The organism is Roseobacter cerffii (assembly GCF_054226325.1).
Window position 1 is genome coordinate 1 of record NZ_JBTBYJ010000005.1, and the last position, 15,436, is coordinate 15,436.

At 63.1% G+C, this 15,436-nt stretch carries 16 protein-coding genes; all 16 read left to right on the top strand.

What is annotated here, in order from left to right; genetic code table 11:
* The 16 genes from ACVC7O_RS22905 to vgrG all read left to right on the top strand — a co-directional run bounded on the left by ACVC7O_RS22905 (position 1) and on the right by vgrG (position 15,435).
* Positions 1–948, top strand: a complete 948-nt coding sequence (locus ACVC7O_RS22905) for a helix-turn-helix domain-containing protein (RefSeq protein ID WP_458326527.1) — start codon at positions 1–3, stop codon at positions 946–948.
* Positions 949–952: 4 nt separating this feature from the next.
* A complete protein-coding gene (locus tag ACVC7O_RS22910; protein WP_458326528.1) occupies positions 953–2,284 on the top strand; it encodes an AAA family ATPase in 1,332 nt (443 codons plus the stop codon).
* On the top strand, positions 2,284–3,234 hold the full coding sequence (locus tag ACVC7O_RS22915) for a ParB/RepB/Spo0J family partition protein (RefSeq protein WP_458326529.1): 951 nt from the start codon (positions 2,284–2,286) through the stop codon (positions 3,232–3,234). Before ACVC7O_RS22910 ends, ACVC7O_RS22915 begins: the two co-directional genes overlap by 1 nt.
* Before the next feature lie 162 nt (positions 3,235–3,396).
* A complete protein-coding gene (locus ACVC7O_RS22920; RefSeq protein WP_458326530.1) occupies positions 3,397–3,948 on the top strand; it encodes an eCIS core domain-containing protein in 552 nt (183 codons plus the stop codon).
* On the top strand, positions 3,949–5,235 hold the full coding sequence (locus tag ACVC7O_RS22925) for a transporter substrate-binding domain-containing protein (RefSeq protein ID WP_458326531.1): 1,287 nt from the start codon (positions 3,949–3,951) through the stop codon (positions 5,233–5,235).
* Entirely contained in the window at positions 5,235–6,023 is a 789-nt protein-coding gene (locus ACVC7O_RS22930) for a class I SAM-dependent methyltransferase (RefSeq protein ID WP_458326532.1), read from the top strand. The genes ACVC7O_RS22925 and ACVC7O_RS22930 overlap by 1 nt, the downstream gene beginning before the upstream one ends.
* Entirely contained in the window at positions 6,020–7,633 is a 1,614-nt protein-coding gene (locus tag ACVC7O_RS22935) for a transporter substrate-binding domain-containing protein (protein ID WP_458326533.1), read from the top strand. Before ACVC7O_RS22930 ends, ACVC7O_RS22935 begins: the two co-directional genes overlap by 4 nt.
* Positions 7,630–8,232 carry a hypothetical protein gene (locus tag ACVC7O_RS22940; RefSeq protein ID WP_458326534.1) on the top strand — a complete coding sequence of 201 codons (603 nt, stop codon included), beginning with the start codon at positions 7,630–7,632 and terminating at the stop codon, positions 8,230–8,232. The genes ACVC7O_RS22935 and ACVC7O_RS22940 overlap by 4 nt, the downstream gene beginning before the upstream one ends.
* Before the next feature lie 91 nt (positions 8,233–8,323).
* Positions 8,324–8,929, top strand: coding sequence for a DUF4255 domain-containing protein (locus tag ACVC7O_RS22945; protein ID WP_458326535.1), 606 nt, complete (start codon positions 8,324–8,326; stop codon positions 8,927–8,929).
* Positions 8,929–9,666: a hypothetical protein gene (locus ACVC7O_RS22950; protein WP_458326536.1), complete on the top strand. Its 738-nt coding sequence runs from the start codon at positions 8,929–8,931 to the stop codon at positions 9,664–9,666. The genes ACVC7O_RS22945 and ACVC7O_RS22950 overlap by 1 nt, the downstream gene beginning before the upstream one ends.
* Before the next feature lie 13 nt (positions 9,667–9,679).
* Positions 9,680–11,854, top strand: a complete 2,175-nt coding sequence (locus ACVC7O_RS22955) for a cadherin-like domain-containing protein (RefSeq protein ID WP_458326537.1) — start codon at positions 9,680–9,682, stop codon at positions 11,852–11,854.
* Positions 11,855–11,874: 20 nt separating this feature from the next.
* On the top strand, positions 11,875–12,333 hold the full coding sequence (locus ACVC7O_RS22960) for a phage tail protein (protein ID WP_458326538.1): 459 nt from the start codon (positions 11,875–11,877) through the stop codon (positions 12,331–12,333).
* Between the two features lie 4 nt (positions 12,334–12,337).
* Positions 12,338–12,793 (top strand): phage tail protein, encoded by a 456-nt coding sequence (locus ACVC7O_RS22965; protein WP_458326539.1) that lies wholly within the window; start codon positions 12,338–12,340, stop codon positions 12,791–12,793.
* Positions 12,793–12,966 carry a DUF5908 family protein gene (locus ACVC7O_RS22970; RefSeq protein ID WP_458326540.1) on the top strand — a complete coding sequence of 58 codons (174 nt, stop codon included), beginning with the start codon at positions 12,793–12,795 and terminating at the stop codon, positions 12,964–12,966. Before ACVC7O_RS22965 ends, ACVC7O_RS22970 begins: the two co-directional genes overlap by 1 nt.
* 3 nt (positions 12,967–12,969) lie before the next feature.
* A complete protein-coding gene (locus tag ACVC7O_RS22975) occupies positions 12,970–13,662 on the top strand; it encodes a LysM peptidoglycan-binding domain-containing protein (RefSeq protein WP_458326541.1) in 693 nt (230 codons plus the stop codon).
* Between the two features lie 9 nt (positions 13,663–13,671).
* Entirely contained in the window at positions 13,672–15,435 is a 1,764-nt protein-coding gene (gene vgrG / locus ACVC7O_RS22980; RefSeq protein WP_458326542.1) for a type VI secretion system tip protein VgrG, read from the top strand.
* The last annotated feature ends 1 nt before the right edge of the window (position 15,436 follow it).

Below are 15,436 nucleotides of genomic sequence, written 5' to 3' on the forward strand. Positions count from 1 at the left end.
ATGTCCGAGCAGATGACATTTGACCGCAAGAAAGGGTTCGTCGCCCTCCCCGTCGAAATCCTCGACATCGACCTCTCCCCCGGCGCCTTCCGCACGCTGGTCGAGCTCTGCCGCATGGCCAACACCGACGGCTTTTGCTGGCCGTCACTGGGCCAGCTCAGCGACCGCATGGGCCGCTCCAAACCCGCGATTTCAGGCTATGTGCAGGAGCTGCGCGAGGCTGGTCTGATCGACACCGAAGAACAGCAGATGGCCAATGGCTACAACTACCGGCTCAAATATCGCGTCACGTTCTGGCAGGCCTGGCGCTCCTCTCTGGTTGGGAAAACCGCACCAAAAGCTGAATGCAGTGTTCAATCAGATGAACGCCTTAAGAAGTTAAAAAATCAGAGCTATAAAACCCAAGTCCGCGAAGAATATGACTCAGAAATTGACCAGCTACTGAATGATTGGGCGAGGTGCTTTCGAGGATCGCCCTACCCAGCAGCGCGGCAGACACCAGAGGTTGAACTGGTCCTGAAGACACGGCAGCGCCTACGCGCAGCCGATCAGGCATCGCCACCTATATCCGCGGATATCGAGCACGATCTGGTGGCTTTTTGGACGGATCTTCGGCTTTCTACTGAGACTGACGACGTTTCAGCACAGATCAAACACCTGACGAAAGCAGCTTATACCAAGCCGGAAATCTCCAAAATTCTCGGCCATATCCGCAAGGCCTGGCCCCCTCATTGGCGCAAGTGGCCCACCTCGGCGCAGTTCGAAAAGCTGGTAAAAGCAAGCGGCGTGGTCTCCCAAGCGAGTAAGCTTGCACTGCTTGCCAGCTACCAGAAAAGGTGGGCTTTGGCCGAAAAACACTTGCAGGACACCCCGCCCTTCTGTTCTGTGAATCCAAAGCATCTGCCTTCGGTTTTCGACCATCAGGCAGGAAAATATCCGCGGATATAACCAAATGGCATACGGGCAATTCGAGCAATTCATCCGCAATATGAGCCGGGTCATGGGCGCCGTGAACACTAAGTTGCAACGTGATCTGACCCTGCGCACGCGCGTCGCCCGCCGGTTTTCAATGGTCGAAGTCGCCAGTTTGCTGGCGGTCGACACGACCTATCTGACCCGAATTTCCAGCGAAGAGCCGATGTTTCCAGACGGCGAAAAGCATGGCCGCGAGCGGACGTTCTCACCGTCTGAAATCATGTTGATCCGCGCGATCATTGGCTCCAATCCGGCGGCGAAGCGGCCCTATCTGCATTGGCGTAGCGAAGGACAGCCGGTGAAGGTCGTCACCTTTGGCGCACAGAAAGGTGGTACAGGGAAGTCGCTGAGTGCCGCGCATTTTGCGCAATACGTGAACCTGCATTACGGGCTGCGGGTCGGGGTGATTGATGCGGATCCACAGGCCACAGTGAGCCTTTACTTCGCTGATGAAAAACTGCCGCTCTTTGATCCTGAAACGCAGACACTGGCCGACTTCATGGGCGTGGATGACCCCGCAGCGGTGGCCCTGACGGAGCCGTCGGGCGCCGATCTGGACAAGATCTGGCAGAGCACGCCTTGGCCGGGTATCCGGCTTATTCCGGGGGGCGCGAACATCCAGAATGGCGATATCAGCTTGTTCTTCATGTCGCAGCAATCTCAGGTGCCGGTCTACCGCGTGCTGAAGACGGCGATTGCGGTCTGGGACAGCGCGAACGGGCCGCGCACCGCTATCGATGATCTCCGCGGAGATGATGGGGACTTTGACCTCGCAGCTTATGAACGCGCGCTGAACGAGACGGTGGATGTGATCGTGATTGACCAGCAGCCGTCGCTGACCTTGATGCAACTCAACGGGTTGGTGGCAGCCGACAATGTGGTGATCCCGCAGACTATGAAGGGGTTCGATCTCGCGACGCTGGCCACCTATGTATCGAACATCGGGGAGTACCTGGAGTTCATCATGGGGTTCGAGGCGGATATCGAAATCGGGGCTGGGGAGCATATGGTGCTGCCGACCATCGTGCAGGAGCAGAACACGCAGGACACCGATCAGATCCTCGACCTCTATCGCAAGGCGCCGCGGGAGGTCATGCAGGTCTGGTACAGCCGGTCGGACGCGATTGCGAATGCCGCCGAAGAATACAAAAGCATCTATGAATACATGCCACCCAAGACACGCCGCGCCTCGGCCAAGGCCTTCATGGCCAACGCCAACGCGGTCAACGATGCGCTGGTGCAGCGCATCTGGCCGGAGCTGCCACCGCGTGACTTTGCCAAGGCCTTTATAGAGGAGCGCTGGAGCTGATGGCCCGCAAACGCAAACTCGATGCCTCGATCCCGGATGAGGCTCTAAACAGCCAATCAGAGACTGATACCGAGCGGAAAGGCACCATGGGGGGCATGTGGGCCGGCTCGGCCATGAACATGCTCAAACAGCGGATCGACGATGCGCATGGCTCGCTGTTTCAAGGGGTGATGGCGGGCACGGTTGTGCTGGAGCTGGACCCCACGCAGATCAAGGATGACGTGGGCAGCGACCGCATGACGCCTTGGCAGGAGGACGAGGATTTCGCGGCGCTGGTCGCCAACATCAAGCGGCGCGGCCAGACGCAGCCGATCCGCGTGCGTCCGGTGGACCCCGACTGGGAGGCGGACAAGGCGAACCCCCTGGAAACCAAGGACAGTTTCTTTATCCAATCGGGGCGCCGGCGGTTGGAGGCGTGCCGGGTGCTGGGCCATCCGGTGAAAGCGGTGATTGCCACGGTGGACGGCGATCGCGCGCTGGCCGATCTGGAAGAGCGGTTTCACGAGAATACGATGCGCCGGGATCTCAACGGGTTCGAAGAGCTGATCTCGATTGGGTTGCTCGCGGAGAGCCTGCGCGAACTGACCCAGACCGAGATCGCCGAGCGGCTGAATGTGGGGCAGGGGGATGTGTCCTTGGGTCTCGCCTGTCTCGAGCTGCGCGAGCAGATCCTGGAAGAGGTGGACATCACCACCACCCCGAAACGGCAGTACCGGGCGATCATCCCCAAGCTGAAACGGGGTGAGCGGCTGAACCCGCTGTTGCCGCCCGCGCTGACCGGGGATGCGAGTGAGACCTTCGATGTGCGGGGCATCCCGATGACCGCGAAGAAGCAGGCCAAGGGCTATGCGATCCAGCTGCGCAACGCCAAGATCGCCGAGAAGGACCTGGAGGCCATGCTGGTCGATCTGGCCAAGGTGGTGATGAAGTATCAGATCAAGAAGCCGTAGGCATTCGGAATAAAATCTTTGTTTAACAACGGCTTGATGGGTGTCAGGCGGCCTTACCGGACGAATTTGCCACAAACCCACAGGTTTTTTACAAGCGTTAACCAAAGATCAAATGACGGACGGGTACTCCGGTGGTAGGTTGCCACCATAAGGAGAATCCTCGTGGCTCAGACTTTTGCCCCCGGACGCAACGCCGTCAAGACATCCGCCACGCCCAAAGCTGACCGGAGACCGCCACAGGCAGGCAACGCCGCCTCCGCCCGTCTCGGTGCCTTGCAGATGCGCGCGGATCAGAGCGCGCCGGTGCAACGCCTCGCACGGTGGACGGGCAGGGGGGTCGCACAGCGTGCCCCGGCCGATGAGCAGACGTCCGGCGGGTTGCCCAGCAATCTGAAAAGCGGGATGGAAGCCATGTCGGGCATGGATCTGAGCGATGTGAAGGTGCACCGCAACTCGTCCCAACCCGCACAGGTCGGGGCGCATGCCTATGCGCAGGGCACGGACATTCACCTGGCCGCAGGTCAGGAGAAGCACCTGCCGCACGAAGCCTGGCACGCGGTGCAGCAAAAGCAGGGTCGGGTGAAACCGACGCGGCAATTGAAGGGGGCCGTGGATATCAATGATGATGCAGGCCTCGAGGCAGAAGCGGATGTGATGGGGGCGAAAGCCAGCCGGGCCGCCGCACAGATGGTTTCGGACAGCAAGGACGCGTAAATGCGCCGCCCCATTCTTCGGCTGATCTTGTGGCAGTGTGTGCTGCTGATCCTGCTCACTGTGCCGCGCCCGGCAGAGGCCTGCGTCGCCCCAGAAGGGCAGCATGACCTGGTGGTGGCCATCCGCTCGGCGGAGCCGTTCACCTATGCGGGCCCGGACGGGTTGCCGCGCGGGTTCGCGGTGGATCTGTGGCACTCGATCTCGACCGACATCGACAAGACCACCGCCTTTGTGACCTGCAACAGCATCGACGAGCAGGAGGCCGCGCTGCGCCGGGGCGACGTGGATGTGGTGATCTCGCCACTGACGATCACGGCGGAGCGGATGCTGACCTATGATTTCAGCCAGCAGTACCTGTCGTCGGGGCTGACGCTGGCGGTGGCCCAGACCGGCGCGATTGACTTCGAAGTGGCGATCGACACGATCACCGACACGGTGTTTCAGCCCACGGTGGCACGGGCGATCATCCTGTTTTTGCTGCTGAACCTGATCACGGCGTACCTTTTGCGTGCGTTGATGCGGAGCCTGCCCGATGACCTTGATGCCGATGGTGAGGTGGGCCGGGGCCGGGCGTTCATGGCCTATATGCTGGAGGCGATTGCGCGCACTTCAGGGCTGAAAGGGGTTGGCAACGGGTTTCGGACGCTCATGGGCAAGGTCTTCGAGATGATCATGGCGGTGGTGGGTACGGCGCTGTCGGCGATGATCCTTGGCGTGATCACCTCGGCCTTCGTCGGCGCGATTGGAGAGAACCCGCCGGTGTCGTCGCAGGCGCTGCCGGGGCTGAGCATCGCGGTGCTGCGCTGTTCGACGGCGCAGGAATTCCTGCGGCAAGAGGTGACCGAGGCGGCCTTTCGCGCCGATGAGGGCAGTGTGACACAAGAGGGGTTGAAGGCGCGGGCGGCCTGGCTCGATTGCGCGGCGCATCAGGATGACAACATCCGCAAGGTGGACGCGATGCCCGAGGATGGCTTGCCCGGGGGCGTGGTGCTGACGCCCACCTGGAAAGAGGCGGTGGAGCAGCTCTATCAAGGCAAGGTCGAGGCGGTTCTGGGCGACTGGATTGCGCTGTCCTACATGGCGCGGCGGGCACCGTATGACGGGCAGATCAGCGTTCAAAACAGTGTCTATCGCAATGAACCCTATGGCTGGGCGATCACGCGGGCGGGCGGCAATGAAGACTTGCGCCGTGCCATCGACAGCGCGCTGATCGTGCGGATGCGCGACACCGATTGGCGCAAGCGGATCGAGAACACGCTGGGCTCGGGGGCGATTGCGCCGAACTGATGGGACGCCACCAGGATATCCGCCCGGCGCCGCCGGAGAACCCTACGGAGGGGTCGTATCGGCTCTATTTCCGCTCGGGGCATTATGATCGGCGGTATCCCAACCCGAACCTGAGCACCTGGCAGCGCATCCTCGAGCTGCTGCCGCAGGGCGGGCATGTGATCGATTATGGCTGCGGCAACGGGCGGTATCTGCTGCGTCTGCGGGAGCGGGCCGGGGTGGCGGCGGGGTTCGACATCAACGCGGCCGCGCTGGAAATGCTGGCCGAGCGCGCGGTGGAGATGGGGTGGACGGACCTGAAGGTGCTGGGCCCGGATGCGGATGCGCTGGCCGCCCATGTGCGCTCGCGCGGGCCGGCGGATCTGATGCTCTGCCTCTTTGGCGTGCTGGCGCATATCGAGGCGCGCGAGGACCGGCTGGCCGTTCTGCGGCAGATGCGGCGTTTGCTGAGGAAAGACACCGGGCGGTTGTTGATTTCCGTGCCCAACCGGCGGCGTCGGTTCCGGCGCGAGCAGCGGCAGGCGGGGCCCGGCGCCAAGGGGCTGATCCGGTATACGCGCGTCATGCAGGGGGCGGAGGTGACCTTGCCCTACCAGCTTTATGACCCGGACCGGCTGCAGGAGGAGCTGGCCGAGGCGGGGTTCTGGATCCAGAGCATCCGTGCGGAAAGCGTGCTGCCCGAGAGTGTTCTGACCACCTATCCGACGATGCGCTGGCTCGACAGCTGGCTCACGCGGGTCTGCCCGGCAGCCTTGGGGTACGGTCTGATCGCTGTGGCGGTGCCATGACATGGGCGGTGCGGGCGCTGTGCTTTTTTCTGTGCCTGGTGGGGCCGGGGGCGGTTGCCGAGGTTCAACTGCCCGCCGCCCCTGACGGACGGCTGGCGCATATTCTGCAACGCGGCACGCTGATCGTTGGCGTGAAAACCGACTACCCGCCCTGGGGGATGCTCGACGCGCAGGGCGCGATCGTCGGGCTGGAGCCGGACCTGGCGCAGGCGCTGGCCGATCGCATGGGCGTGGGGCTGCAGCTGATCTCAGTCAGCGCGTCCAACCGGCTGGGGCGTCTGGAGCAAGGGGTGGTGGACGTGGTGATCGCCACGATGGGCGACACCGAGACGCGGCGGGCGCAATCGGGCTTGTTAGAGCCGAGTTATTACTCGAGTGGGGTCGTCGCCTACGGGCCGGAGGACCGCCCGCATGAGACCTGGGACGACCTGCGCGGGCAGCCGGTCTGCATGACGCAGGGGGCCTATTACAACCGGACGCTGGAAGAGACCTATGGCGTGGAGGGGCGCTATTTTCCGGCCAACCGCGAGGCGAAGATGGCGCTGTCTTTCGGGCGCTGCGTGGCCTGGGCCTTTGACGACACGGCGCTGGTACAGCGGGTGCTGGCGAACCCGGAGGACGGCTATAGCGTCATGGAAGAGCGCATCCTGGTGACGCCTTGGGCCATCGCTGTGGCGCGGGCCGAGCGGGAGGCGACGCTGGGGCGCTTTGTCTCGGCGATGATCGGCGAGTGGCATGCCACCGGCGTGCTGCTGGCGCAGGAGCGCAAATGGCAGATCGGGGAGAGCGCCTATCTGCAGGCGCTGAACCGCGTCTGGTCCCAGCCGGGCGCTTGCGCGGTGGAGCCGGACGGGTTGCCGCCTGCGTGCCAGGGCGCGCCGCCGTTTCCCGCCGTGGAAGACCCGGCCACGCCCCCGGCGTGGATGACGGGCCTGCACGACAGCACGGGCGTAGATCTGCTGGTGCTGCACGAGGCCTACACGCGGGGGCGGCTGACCCAGGGTCTCGGCCTCACGCTGGCGCTGTCGGCCACGGCGATCCTCGGCGCGCTGACGGTGGGGCTGCTGCTGGGCACGATGGATGCGGCGCTGCGCGGACACGGCTGGTGGGGGCGGGTTCTGCTCTTGCCGCAAAAGCTGTTGGTGACGGTGGCGCGGATGACGCCACCCATTCTGCAGATGTATATCGTCTTCTTCGGGCTTGGGGGCGTGCTGGCACAATCGGCGATGATCACGCCCGGCGCCTTTGCCACGGCGGCGCTGATCCTGTCGCTCTATGCAGGCTCTACCAACGCGGTTTTGATCGCCCATGCGCTGGCGCTGGAGCGCGCGGCGCATCCGGAAGCGGGCGTCTGGGCCTTGCTGCCACGGGCATTTCAGCGCGCCTATGACGGGCTGGTCGCGGCCTGCGTCAACATCGTGAAAGCGGCGGGGATGGCGAGTGCGATTGCGCTTGCCGAGCTGGTGTCGACCGTGAACCTGATCGTTTCGGAAGGGGGCGATGTGGCCACCTTCATGAACGGGCTGCTGGTCTTCTACTTCCTGCTGATGCTCGGCGTGCTCTGGCTCTTTCGGCTGTTGCGGCGCTGGATTGTGGGGGCGGCGGCATGATTGAGCTGTTGCTCAGCCACACCAATTATCTGGCGCGCGGGTTTGCGACCAACCTGCTGATCTCGGTGCTGTCCATGAGCCTCGGCACGATGCTGGGCGCGCTGCTGGGCTGGCTGCGCGCGCGGCGGGTGACCGCGCTGGGGCCTGCGGCGCATATGGCCACGAATGTCTGCCGCAACGTACCGAGTTTTGTGCTGCTCTTCTACATGGCGTCGATGATCCCCAGCGAGGTCACGATCAGCGGCACGATCATGGCGGTACCGCTCTGGATCAAGGCGACACTGGCGCTGACCTTTCCCGTCATCGGCTTCACCTCGGACCAGTCGCGCGGCTATTTCGAACAGCGCCGCGCGCGGCTGTCGGGTGCTGCGGAAACCTTTGTGGTGGCCTGGGTGCAATACTTCTTAATCATTATCATGGCCTCTGCGACGGCCTCGGTGATCGGCGCGGACGAGATCGTGGGGCGCGCAAATATCGTTATTTCTCAGAACGAAAGCCCGCAGTTCCTGCTCATCACCTACCTCTATGTATCGCTGTGGTTCCTGATGGCCGGACTGCTCATGACCAGTGCCGTTAAGCTTCTGACCCGCCCCCGTTAACTTTACCTTAGGGAAAGGACGCTTGCTTTTTAGCGACTCATCGGTACGGTAAATTTCAAACTGAGGTTGAAATTTCCGGGCGGACACACGTGTGTTTGCCCGCCCGGACCATGGAATGCTGCCGATGATCGACCAGGCACTACAACTCGTACGGGATCGGTTGAACGATCACCTGCGCGTACGATTTGCAGTTGCCGAAGACCTCGTCAGCCTTTCTCCACTGACCGATGCAGAGGGCAAACCGGCGCAGGAAGCGCGCAACCGGCTGGCGCTGTTCCTGATCAATATTGCGCGCGATGCGGTGCCGCGGGCGCGGCAGGCGCAGGGGGCCGCCGTGGTCACCCAGCACCAGCCGCTGCACATGGACGTCTATTTCATGATCGCCTCGGGGCATGACGCGGATCTCTATCCCGAGGGGCTGAAGCTCGTGTCGGCGGCGCTGATGTTCTTTCAGTCGCAGCCGGTGTTCACGCCGCAGACCACGCCCGACATGCCGCAGGGTCTGACACAGCTGACCGTCGAAGTGAGCAACATGGCATTGGAGGAGATCGGGCAGATCTGGTCGAACCTCGGCAGCCGCTATGTGCCCTCGGTGATGTTCAAGATGCGCTCGGTCATGATCGACGCGAGCGTGGTCACGGGTGTGGTGCCGACGATCACCGCGCCGTCGCAGCGCGCGCAGCCGGAAGAGGTCTGATGGCCTACTCGGAAATCCTGCGCCTGAGCCTCAGGCATGCGTATTTCGGTGCCGATGTGCCGCCGGTGACGGTGCAACCCGGTGACGCGCGCGCTTTCGAGCGGGCCGGGTGCCTGCTGCGCCAGCGGGGCGCGGTGGGCCATGTGCTGGTGGATGACGAAGAGACGCGGCCCGAGACGGTTGCGCTGACCCTGGTGGCGGGCGCGCAGGATATGTTTGCCGTGACCAAGGGGGCGGCGTGGGGCGCGCAGCGTCAGATCAGCGCCCCGCTCGATCAGGACGAGATTGCCTTTGCCGCCGGTGAAACCCCTGAGACAGAGCCGTTTTCGGGCCGGTTCGTGCCCGAGATGGCAACGCTCGAGATTGCGCTGCCCGCCGAGGGGCGCCGCGATTTGGTTCTGAGCTTTGAGGCGGTGGCCAGTCATTGGGCCTATCATCTGATTGGCGTGCCCGAGGCGGAGGGTCTGACCGTGATCGATACGGCGGGCGCGGTCGCTTTCGAGGATCTGGGCACGCAAGCGTTGCCCAATGGTCAGGCGGCGCGGGTGATCCGCTCGGCGCAGGCCGTGGCGGCGCGGGCCCGGCCCGTGGAGCGCTTTGCGTTGCAGAAGGCGGGCGCCTTCGGGCCGGAGACATTGGTGTCTGTGCTGCCTGCGGGCGCGCCCCCGTTCAAACCCATCCCCGATGCGGGCGCGGAAGGGCGCCTGCAATCCGACATCTACGTCACGCTTTGGTAAAGGAGAGCCCAGAATGGCTATGAAGACCCCCGGTGTTTACATCGTTGAGAAGAGCGCGTTTCCCAATTCGGTCGTGCAGGTCGCCACCGCTGTGCCGGCCTTTATCGGCTATACGCAGATGGCGATGAACGGGAATGTCTCGCTGAAGGGCACGCCCTGGCGGATCACCTCGATGTCGGAGTTCCACAGCTATTTCGGTGGCGCGCCGGAGCCGATGTTCGAGGTGAAGCCCTTTGAGGCGTTCGACGGGGTGTCGCCCTTGTCGGCGGATGGTGCCGACAAGAAGCCGACGATGCCGCGGGCGGTCTTCACCACCCAGGGACCGCGCGGGGCGGAAGAGTTCGAGCTTGTGCAGACCAACCCGGCCTATGCGCTTTATGGGGCGATGCGGCTCTTTTTCCAGAACGGCGGCGGCGCCTGTTATGTGACCTCGATCGGGTCTTACGCGGATGACATCGACGCGGATGCGATGATGGCGGCGATCACCCGGCTGAAGAAAGAGCCGGAGCCCACGATGGTGGTGATCCCCGAGACCACGCGGCTGGTGCGGCAGAACGCGGTGAAGGTGCAGCAGGCGATGCTGAAGCACTGCGGCAACGACATGAAGAACCGCTTTGCGATCCTCGACATCTCGGGCGGCTACCTGCCGCAGTCGGACCCCTTGGGCAACCCGGTGGCGACCTTCCGCAACGATGTGGGGATCAACAATCTGGACTTCGGGGCGGCCTATTACCCGTGGCTCGACAGCTCGATCTATCAGAGCCGCGACTTCACCTTCGAGAACATCGAGCCGGGCAGCCGCAAGACGCTGATCGGGCTCATGCGCCGGTCGGTCGGCAAGTCGGATGAGCTGCGCCAGGAGATCGAGCGGATCTCGGCGCCGTCGATCATGGGGGATTTCACCCTGTCGGTGCCGAAGGGCGGCACGATTGCGGTGACCACCACCGACATCACCGCGACGGATGACGAGAGCAGCGCGGAGGGGCTGACCTATTCCGTCGAGGGCGATGAAGACGCGATGGCGGGCAAGCTGGTCAAGACCGGCTCGACCGATGCGCTGACGAGCTTTACGCAGGCGCAGCTGGAAGCCGGTGAGGTGAGTTTCATCCATGATCCGGCCAAAGGCAGCGTTGGCCAGTTTGACCTCGTCGTGAGCGACGAGAACGAGATCGCCACGGATGCGCGCACGATTGCGGTGGAAGTGGTCGGCGGGTTGCTCGATGCGCCAGCAGTCGCGGCGGGCACCTCCGTTGTGGTCGATGTCCCGGCGGATCATCCCGACGGGGACAAGGCGACCGTGAAGCTTGTCGAGGCCGATGACGAGGCGGGCAAGACCAAGGCCGTGGAAGGCGTGGGCACCTGGAAGGTGGGCGCGGGCGGCAAGGTGACCTTTGCGCCGGACCCCGCGTTCATCGGGCCCGAAGCTTCGGTGAGCTATACCATCGAAGTGGGGGGCGTGACGCAGCCGCCGCAGCAGATCCGCATCCTGATGAACGACAGCACGGCAGGCGTAGAAGAGGGCAGCCCCTCGGCCGCGACCATCGACAAGACGCTGCGTGCGGTGGTGCCGCTTTACACGGAAGTGATGAACGAGATCACCGGCTATATGAACTCCATGCCGCCGTCCTCGGCTATGGCGGGGCTTTATACGATGGTCGACAACAGCCGTGGCGTCTGGAAAGCGCCTGCGAATGTCTCGGTCAATTCGGTGGTCGCGCCGATGGTCAACATCAGCCACGAAGAGCAGGAGAACCTGAACGTCTCGACCACGGGCAAGTCGATCAACGCGATCCGGCCGTTTGTGGGTGAGGGCACGCTGGTTTGGGGCGCGCGCACGCTCGACGGTAACTCCTTGGATTGGCGTTACATCAACGTGCGGCGGACCATGATCATGATCGAAGAGTCGATCCGGCTCGCCTCGAAAGCCTATGTGTTCGAGCCGAACACGGCGCAGACCTGGGTCACCATGCGCTCGATGATCGAGAACTTCCTGACCTCGATCTGGAAGCAGGGCGGGCTTGCAGGCGCCGTACCGACGGATGCGTTCAGCGTGCATGTGGGCCTCGGCGAGACCATGACCCCGGTTGATATTCTGGAAGGTATCTTACGCATCACCGTACTGGTGGCGGTCACGCGGCCTGCGGAATTCATCGAGATCACCTTCCAGCAGCAAATGCAGAAATCGTAAGTTAGAGAGGATATTCAGACATGGCAGACGACGGTTCCGCCCAAACGCAGGCCATCTGGCCGCTTCCCAAGTTCCACTTTCAGGTCAAGTGGGATGACACCGAACTGGCCTTTCAGGAGGTCTCGGGGCTCGATATCGAAAGTGAGCCGATCGAGTACCGCGCGGGCAACAACCCTGTGTTCTCGACGATCAAGATGCCGGGGATGATCAAGACCTCGAACATCACCATGAAGAAGGGCGTCTTCGTGAAAGACAACGCCATCTGGGATTGGTTCGCCGAGATCAAGATGAACACGATCACCCGCAAGGCGCTGACGATTTCGCTGCTGGACGAGGGGCAGAACCCCACGATGGTCTGGAAGGTGCAGAACGCCTTCCCGATCAAGGTGACGGGCACCGACCTGAAGGCCGATGGCAATGAGGTGGCCGTGGAGAGCATCGAGATCGCGCATGAAGGCTTTGTGATCGAGAACGCCTAAGACCATGGCGCTCTTTGACCCTCCTGTTGCGTTTCATTTTTCGGTGATGTTCGTGGGGCTGATCCCCCCGGTCCCGGATATGGCGTTTCAGGAGGTCTCGGGGCTGGAGAGTGGGATCGATCTGGAGCCTCTGGTCGAAGGGGGTGAGAACCGGTTTGTGCACCAGCTGCCGAAACCGGCCAAACGCAACAACCTGCAACTCAAGCGGGGGCTGACCACGGCGGCCAGCGGACTGGTGCAGTGGTGCAAAAGCACGCTGGAGGGGGATTTTGCCGAGACCATCGTGCCCAAGGACATCACCGTGTCGTTGCTCAACGAGCTGCGCATTCCGGTGGCATCCTGGTCGGTGGGCAACGCCTTTCCGGTCAAATGGTCGGTGGGCGGGTTTGACGCAATGAAAAATGAGCTGGCCATCGAGACCATCGAGCTGGCCTATACGACGCTGAAGAGGGACATGTGATGGCCATTGAAATCGGATCACTGGTGGTGAAGGGCCAGTTTGGCCCGCCCGCCCGCGACGACCGGAGCCAGAGGGCGGAGACCGAGCGCGCATTGGCCGAGATGCGCCGCGAGATCCTGGAAGATGTGCGCGAGATGATGGCAGAGGCGGCCCGTCGGTCGAAGGACCGGTGATCCATGGCCAAACTCAAGATCATCCGCTGCAAGATTCAGAACGGGCAGATCAAAGAGCAGAAAGGCACGGCGGACACCTTTGAAGCGACGATCAACCCGCAGGATTATTCGCATACCTTTGGGCTGAAGTACTCGGGCACCGGCGAGGGCAGCAGCACCGCTGGCGCCTTGGGCAAATCGGCGCCGGTGGCGAAATTCGCCAGTTCAGAGCCTGAAAAGCTGAGTTTCAGCATCGTGCTTGATGGCACGGGCGTGGTGCCCGATGCGGCAGGCGTGACCGTGGCGGAGCAGGTCGATAAGCTGCGCGGCATTGCTTATGACTATGACGGTGACGAGCATGAGCCGACGCCGGTGAAGGTGGTCTGGGGCAAGGGGCTGAAGGCGTTTTACGGGCGGCTGACCTCCTTGAGCGTGGATTACAACCTCTTCCACCCCGATGGCACCGCGCTGCGCGCCAAGATCAAGCTGGATTTCGTCGAGGCCAAGACCGATGCGGAAGAGGCGCGCGAGGCCAAGCGCAAGTCGCCCGACATGACCCATGTGATCCGCGTGCGCGAGGGCGACACGCTGCCGCTCTTGTGCCAGCGGGTCTACAAGGATGTGACCAAATACCTCGAAATCGCGCGGATCAACGAGCTCGACAGTTTCCGCGACCTGGAGCCCAACACGCTGTTGCGCTTCCCACCGATGCGATGAGAGGCAGCCATGGCGGATAGTCCTCTGGATAATGCGGATGGCCCGGTTTCGGTCACCATCAAGGTCGCGGGCGGCGCGATTGATGATGCGTTGCAGGTGCTTCGCGTGCAGGTCGACAGTGCGGTGGGGCAGATCCCCGAGGCGCAGGTTGCGCTGATGGCAGGATCAATCGCGGAGAACGCGTTTCCGGAAGCCGATGGCAGTGATTTCAAGATCGGCTCGGAGATTTCCATTGCGGCGGCCTATGGCGGCGGGTCGGATGAGGATCTGTTTACCGGGCTGATCATTTCCAAGCGGATGCGCATCACCCGCGGGGCGCCGCGGCTGGAGTTGGGGTGCATCGATAAGGCGGCCAAGCTCACCTATACGCGCAAGTCCGCGCTTTACGAGGCGAAGAAGGACAGCGATGTGATGACGCAGGTCATCACCGATGCGGGGCTGAGCGCGGATGTCAGCTCCACCACTGATACGGCGCGGGACATCCTGCGCTATGCCTGCACCGATTGGGGGTATCTGCGCAGTCTTGCGGACCGCGCGGGGCATGTGATCACGATCAGCGACGGCAAGGTGACATCGAAAGCACCGGCGGTGACCGACGCGGCGGTGCTGACCGTGACGCTGGGTGTGGACATCATCAGCTTTGACGCGCGGGTCGATGCGGAGATGAGCCTCGCGGGTGCAACGGCGACGGCCTGGGATTCCAGCACGCAGGAAGCTGTGGAGGGCAAAGGGGCCGATCCGGAGGCACCGAAGTGGGGCAATTACACGCCCTCCGCGCTGGCCGAGGTTTTGGGCGACCGGGCGTTTCAGGTGAGCACGGCGCGCGAGGTCCCGTCGGCCGATCTGAAGATCGCGACGGATGCGCGGACGCTGCGCACCGCGCTCGCCTCGATCCAGGGGGAGTGCACGTTCCAGGGCTCGTCCAAGGCGGTGCCGGGGGCCGTGATCGAACTGGTGGGGTTGGGCGACCGGTTCAGCGGTGACGCCTATGTGAGCGGGGTGCGGCAGCTGATCGAGGAGGGGGCCTGGACCACTGACGTGGCGCTGGGGCTGCCCGACAGCTGGAACGTGGATTCCGGAACCTTCGCCAGCGAGAGTGCCGCGGGTCTGGCCGCGCCGATCCACGGGCTGCAGGTGGGCACGGTGGTGCAGATCAACGAGGACCCCGACAGCAAGGCGCGCTTCAAAATCAGCCTGCCGATGATTGCCACCCCGGCCCCGGAGGTCTGGGCGCGCTATGCGCAGCCCTATGCGACCAGCAGCGCAGGTTTCGAGTTTTACCCGGAGGTCTCTGATGAGGTGCTGGTCGGGTTTCTGAACGCCGATCCCAATGCGCCGGTGGTCCTCGGCTCGGTGCACAACGGCAAGGCCGCGCGGCCCGATGAGCCCACGGCGGACAATTTCATCAAGCAGATTGTGACCAAGGAGCAGATGAAGCTCATCTTTGACGATGAGAAGAAGATCATCACAGTGGAGACACCCGGCGGCCATTCGGTCGTGATGGATGATGATGCGACCTCGATCACGCTCACCGATTCCACCGGCAACAAGATCGAGATGGCCAGCGGCGGGATCAGCATGACCAGCCCGGGCGATATCACCCTGTCCGCCGATGGGGCAATCAGCATTTCGGCGACGACCGATGCCACCCTGACCGGCATGAATGTGACCGCCGAGGCGGATACGGCCTTTACCGGCAAGGGCGGGGCGACCGCCGAAGTCAGCGCCAGCGGTCAGATGACCGTCAAGGGCGGTATCGTGATGATCAACTGAA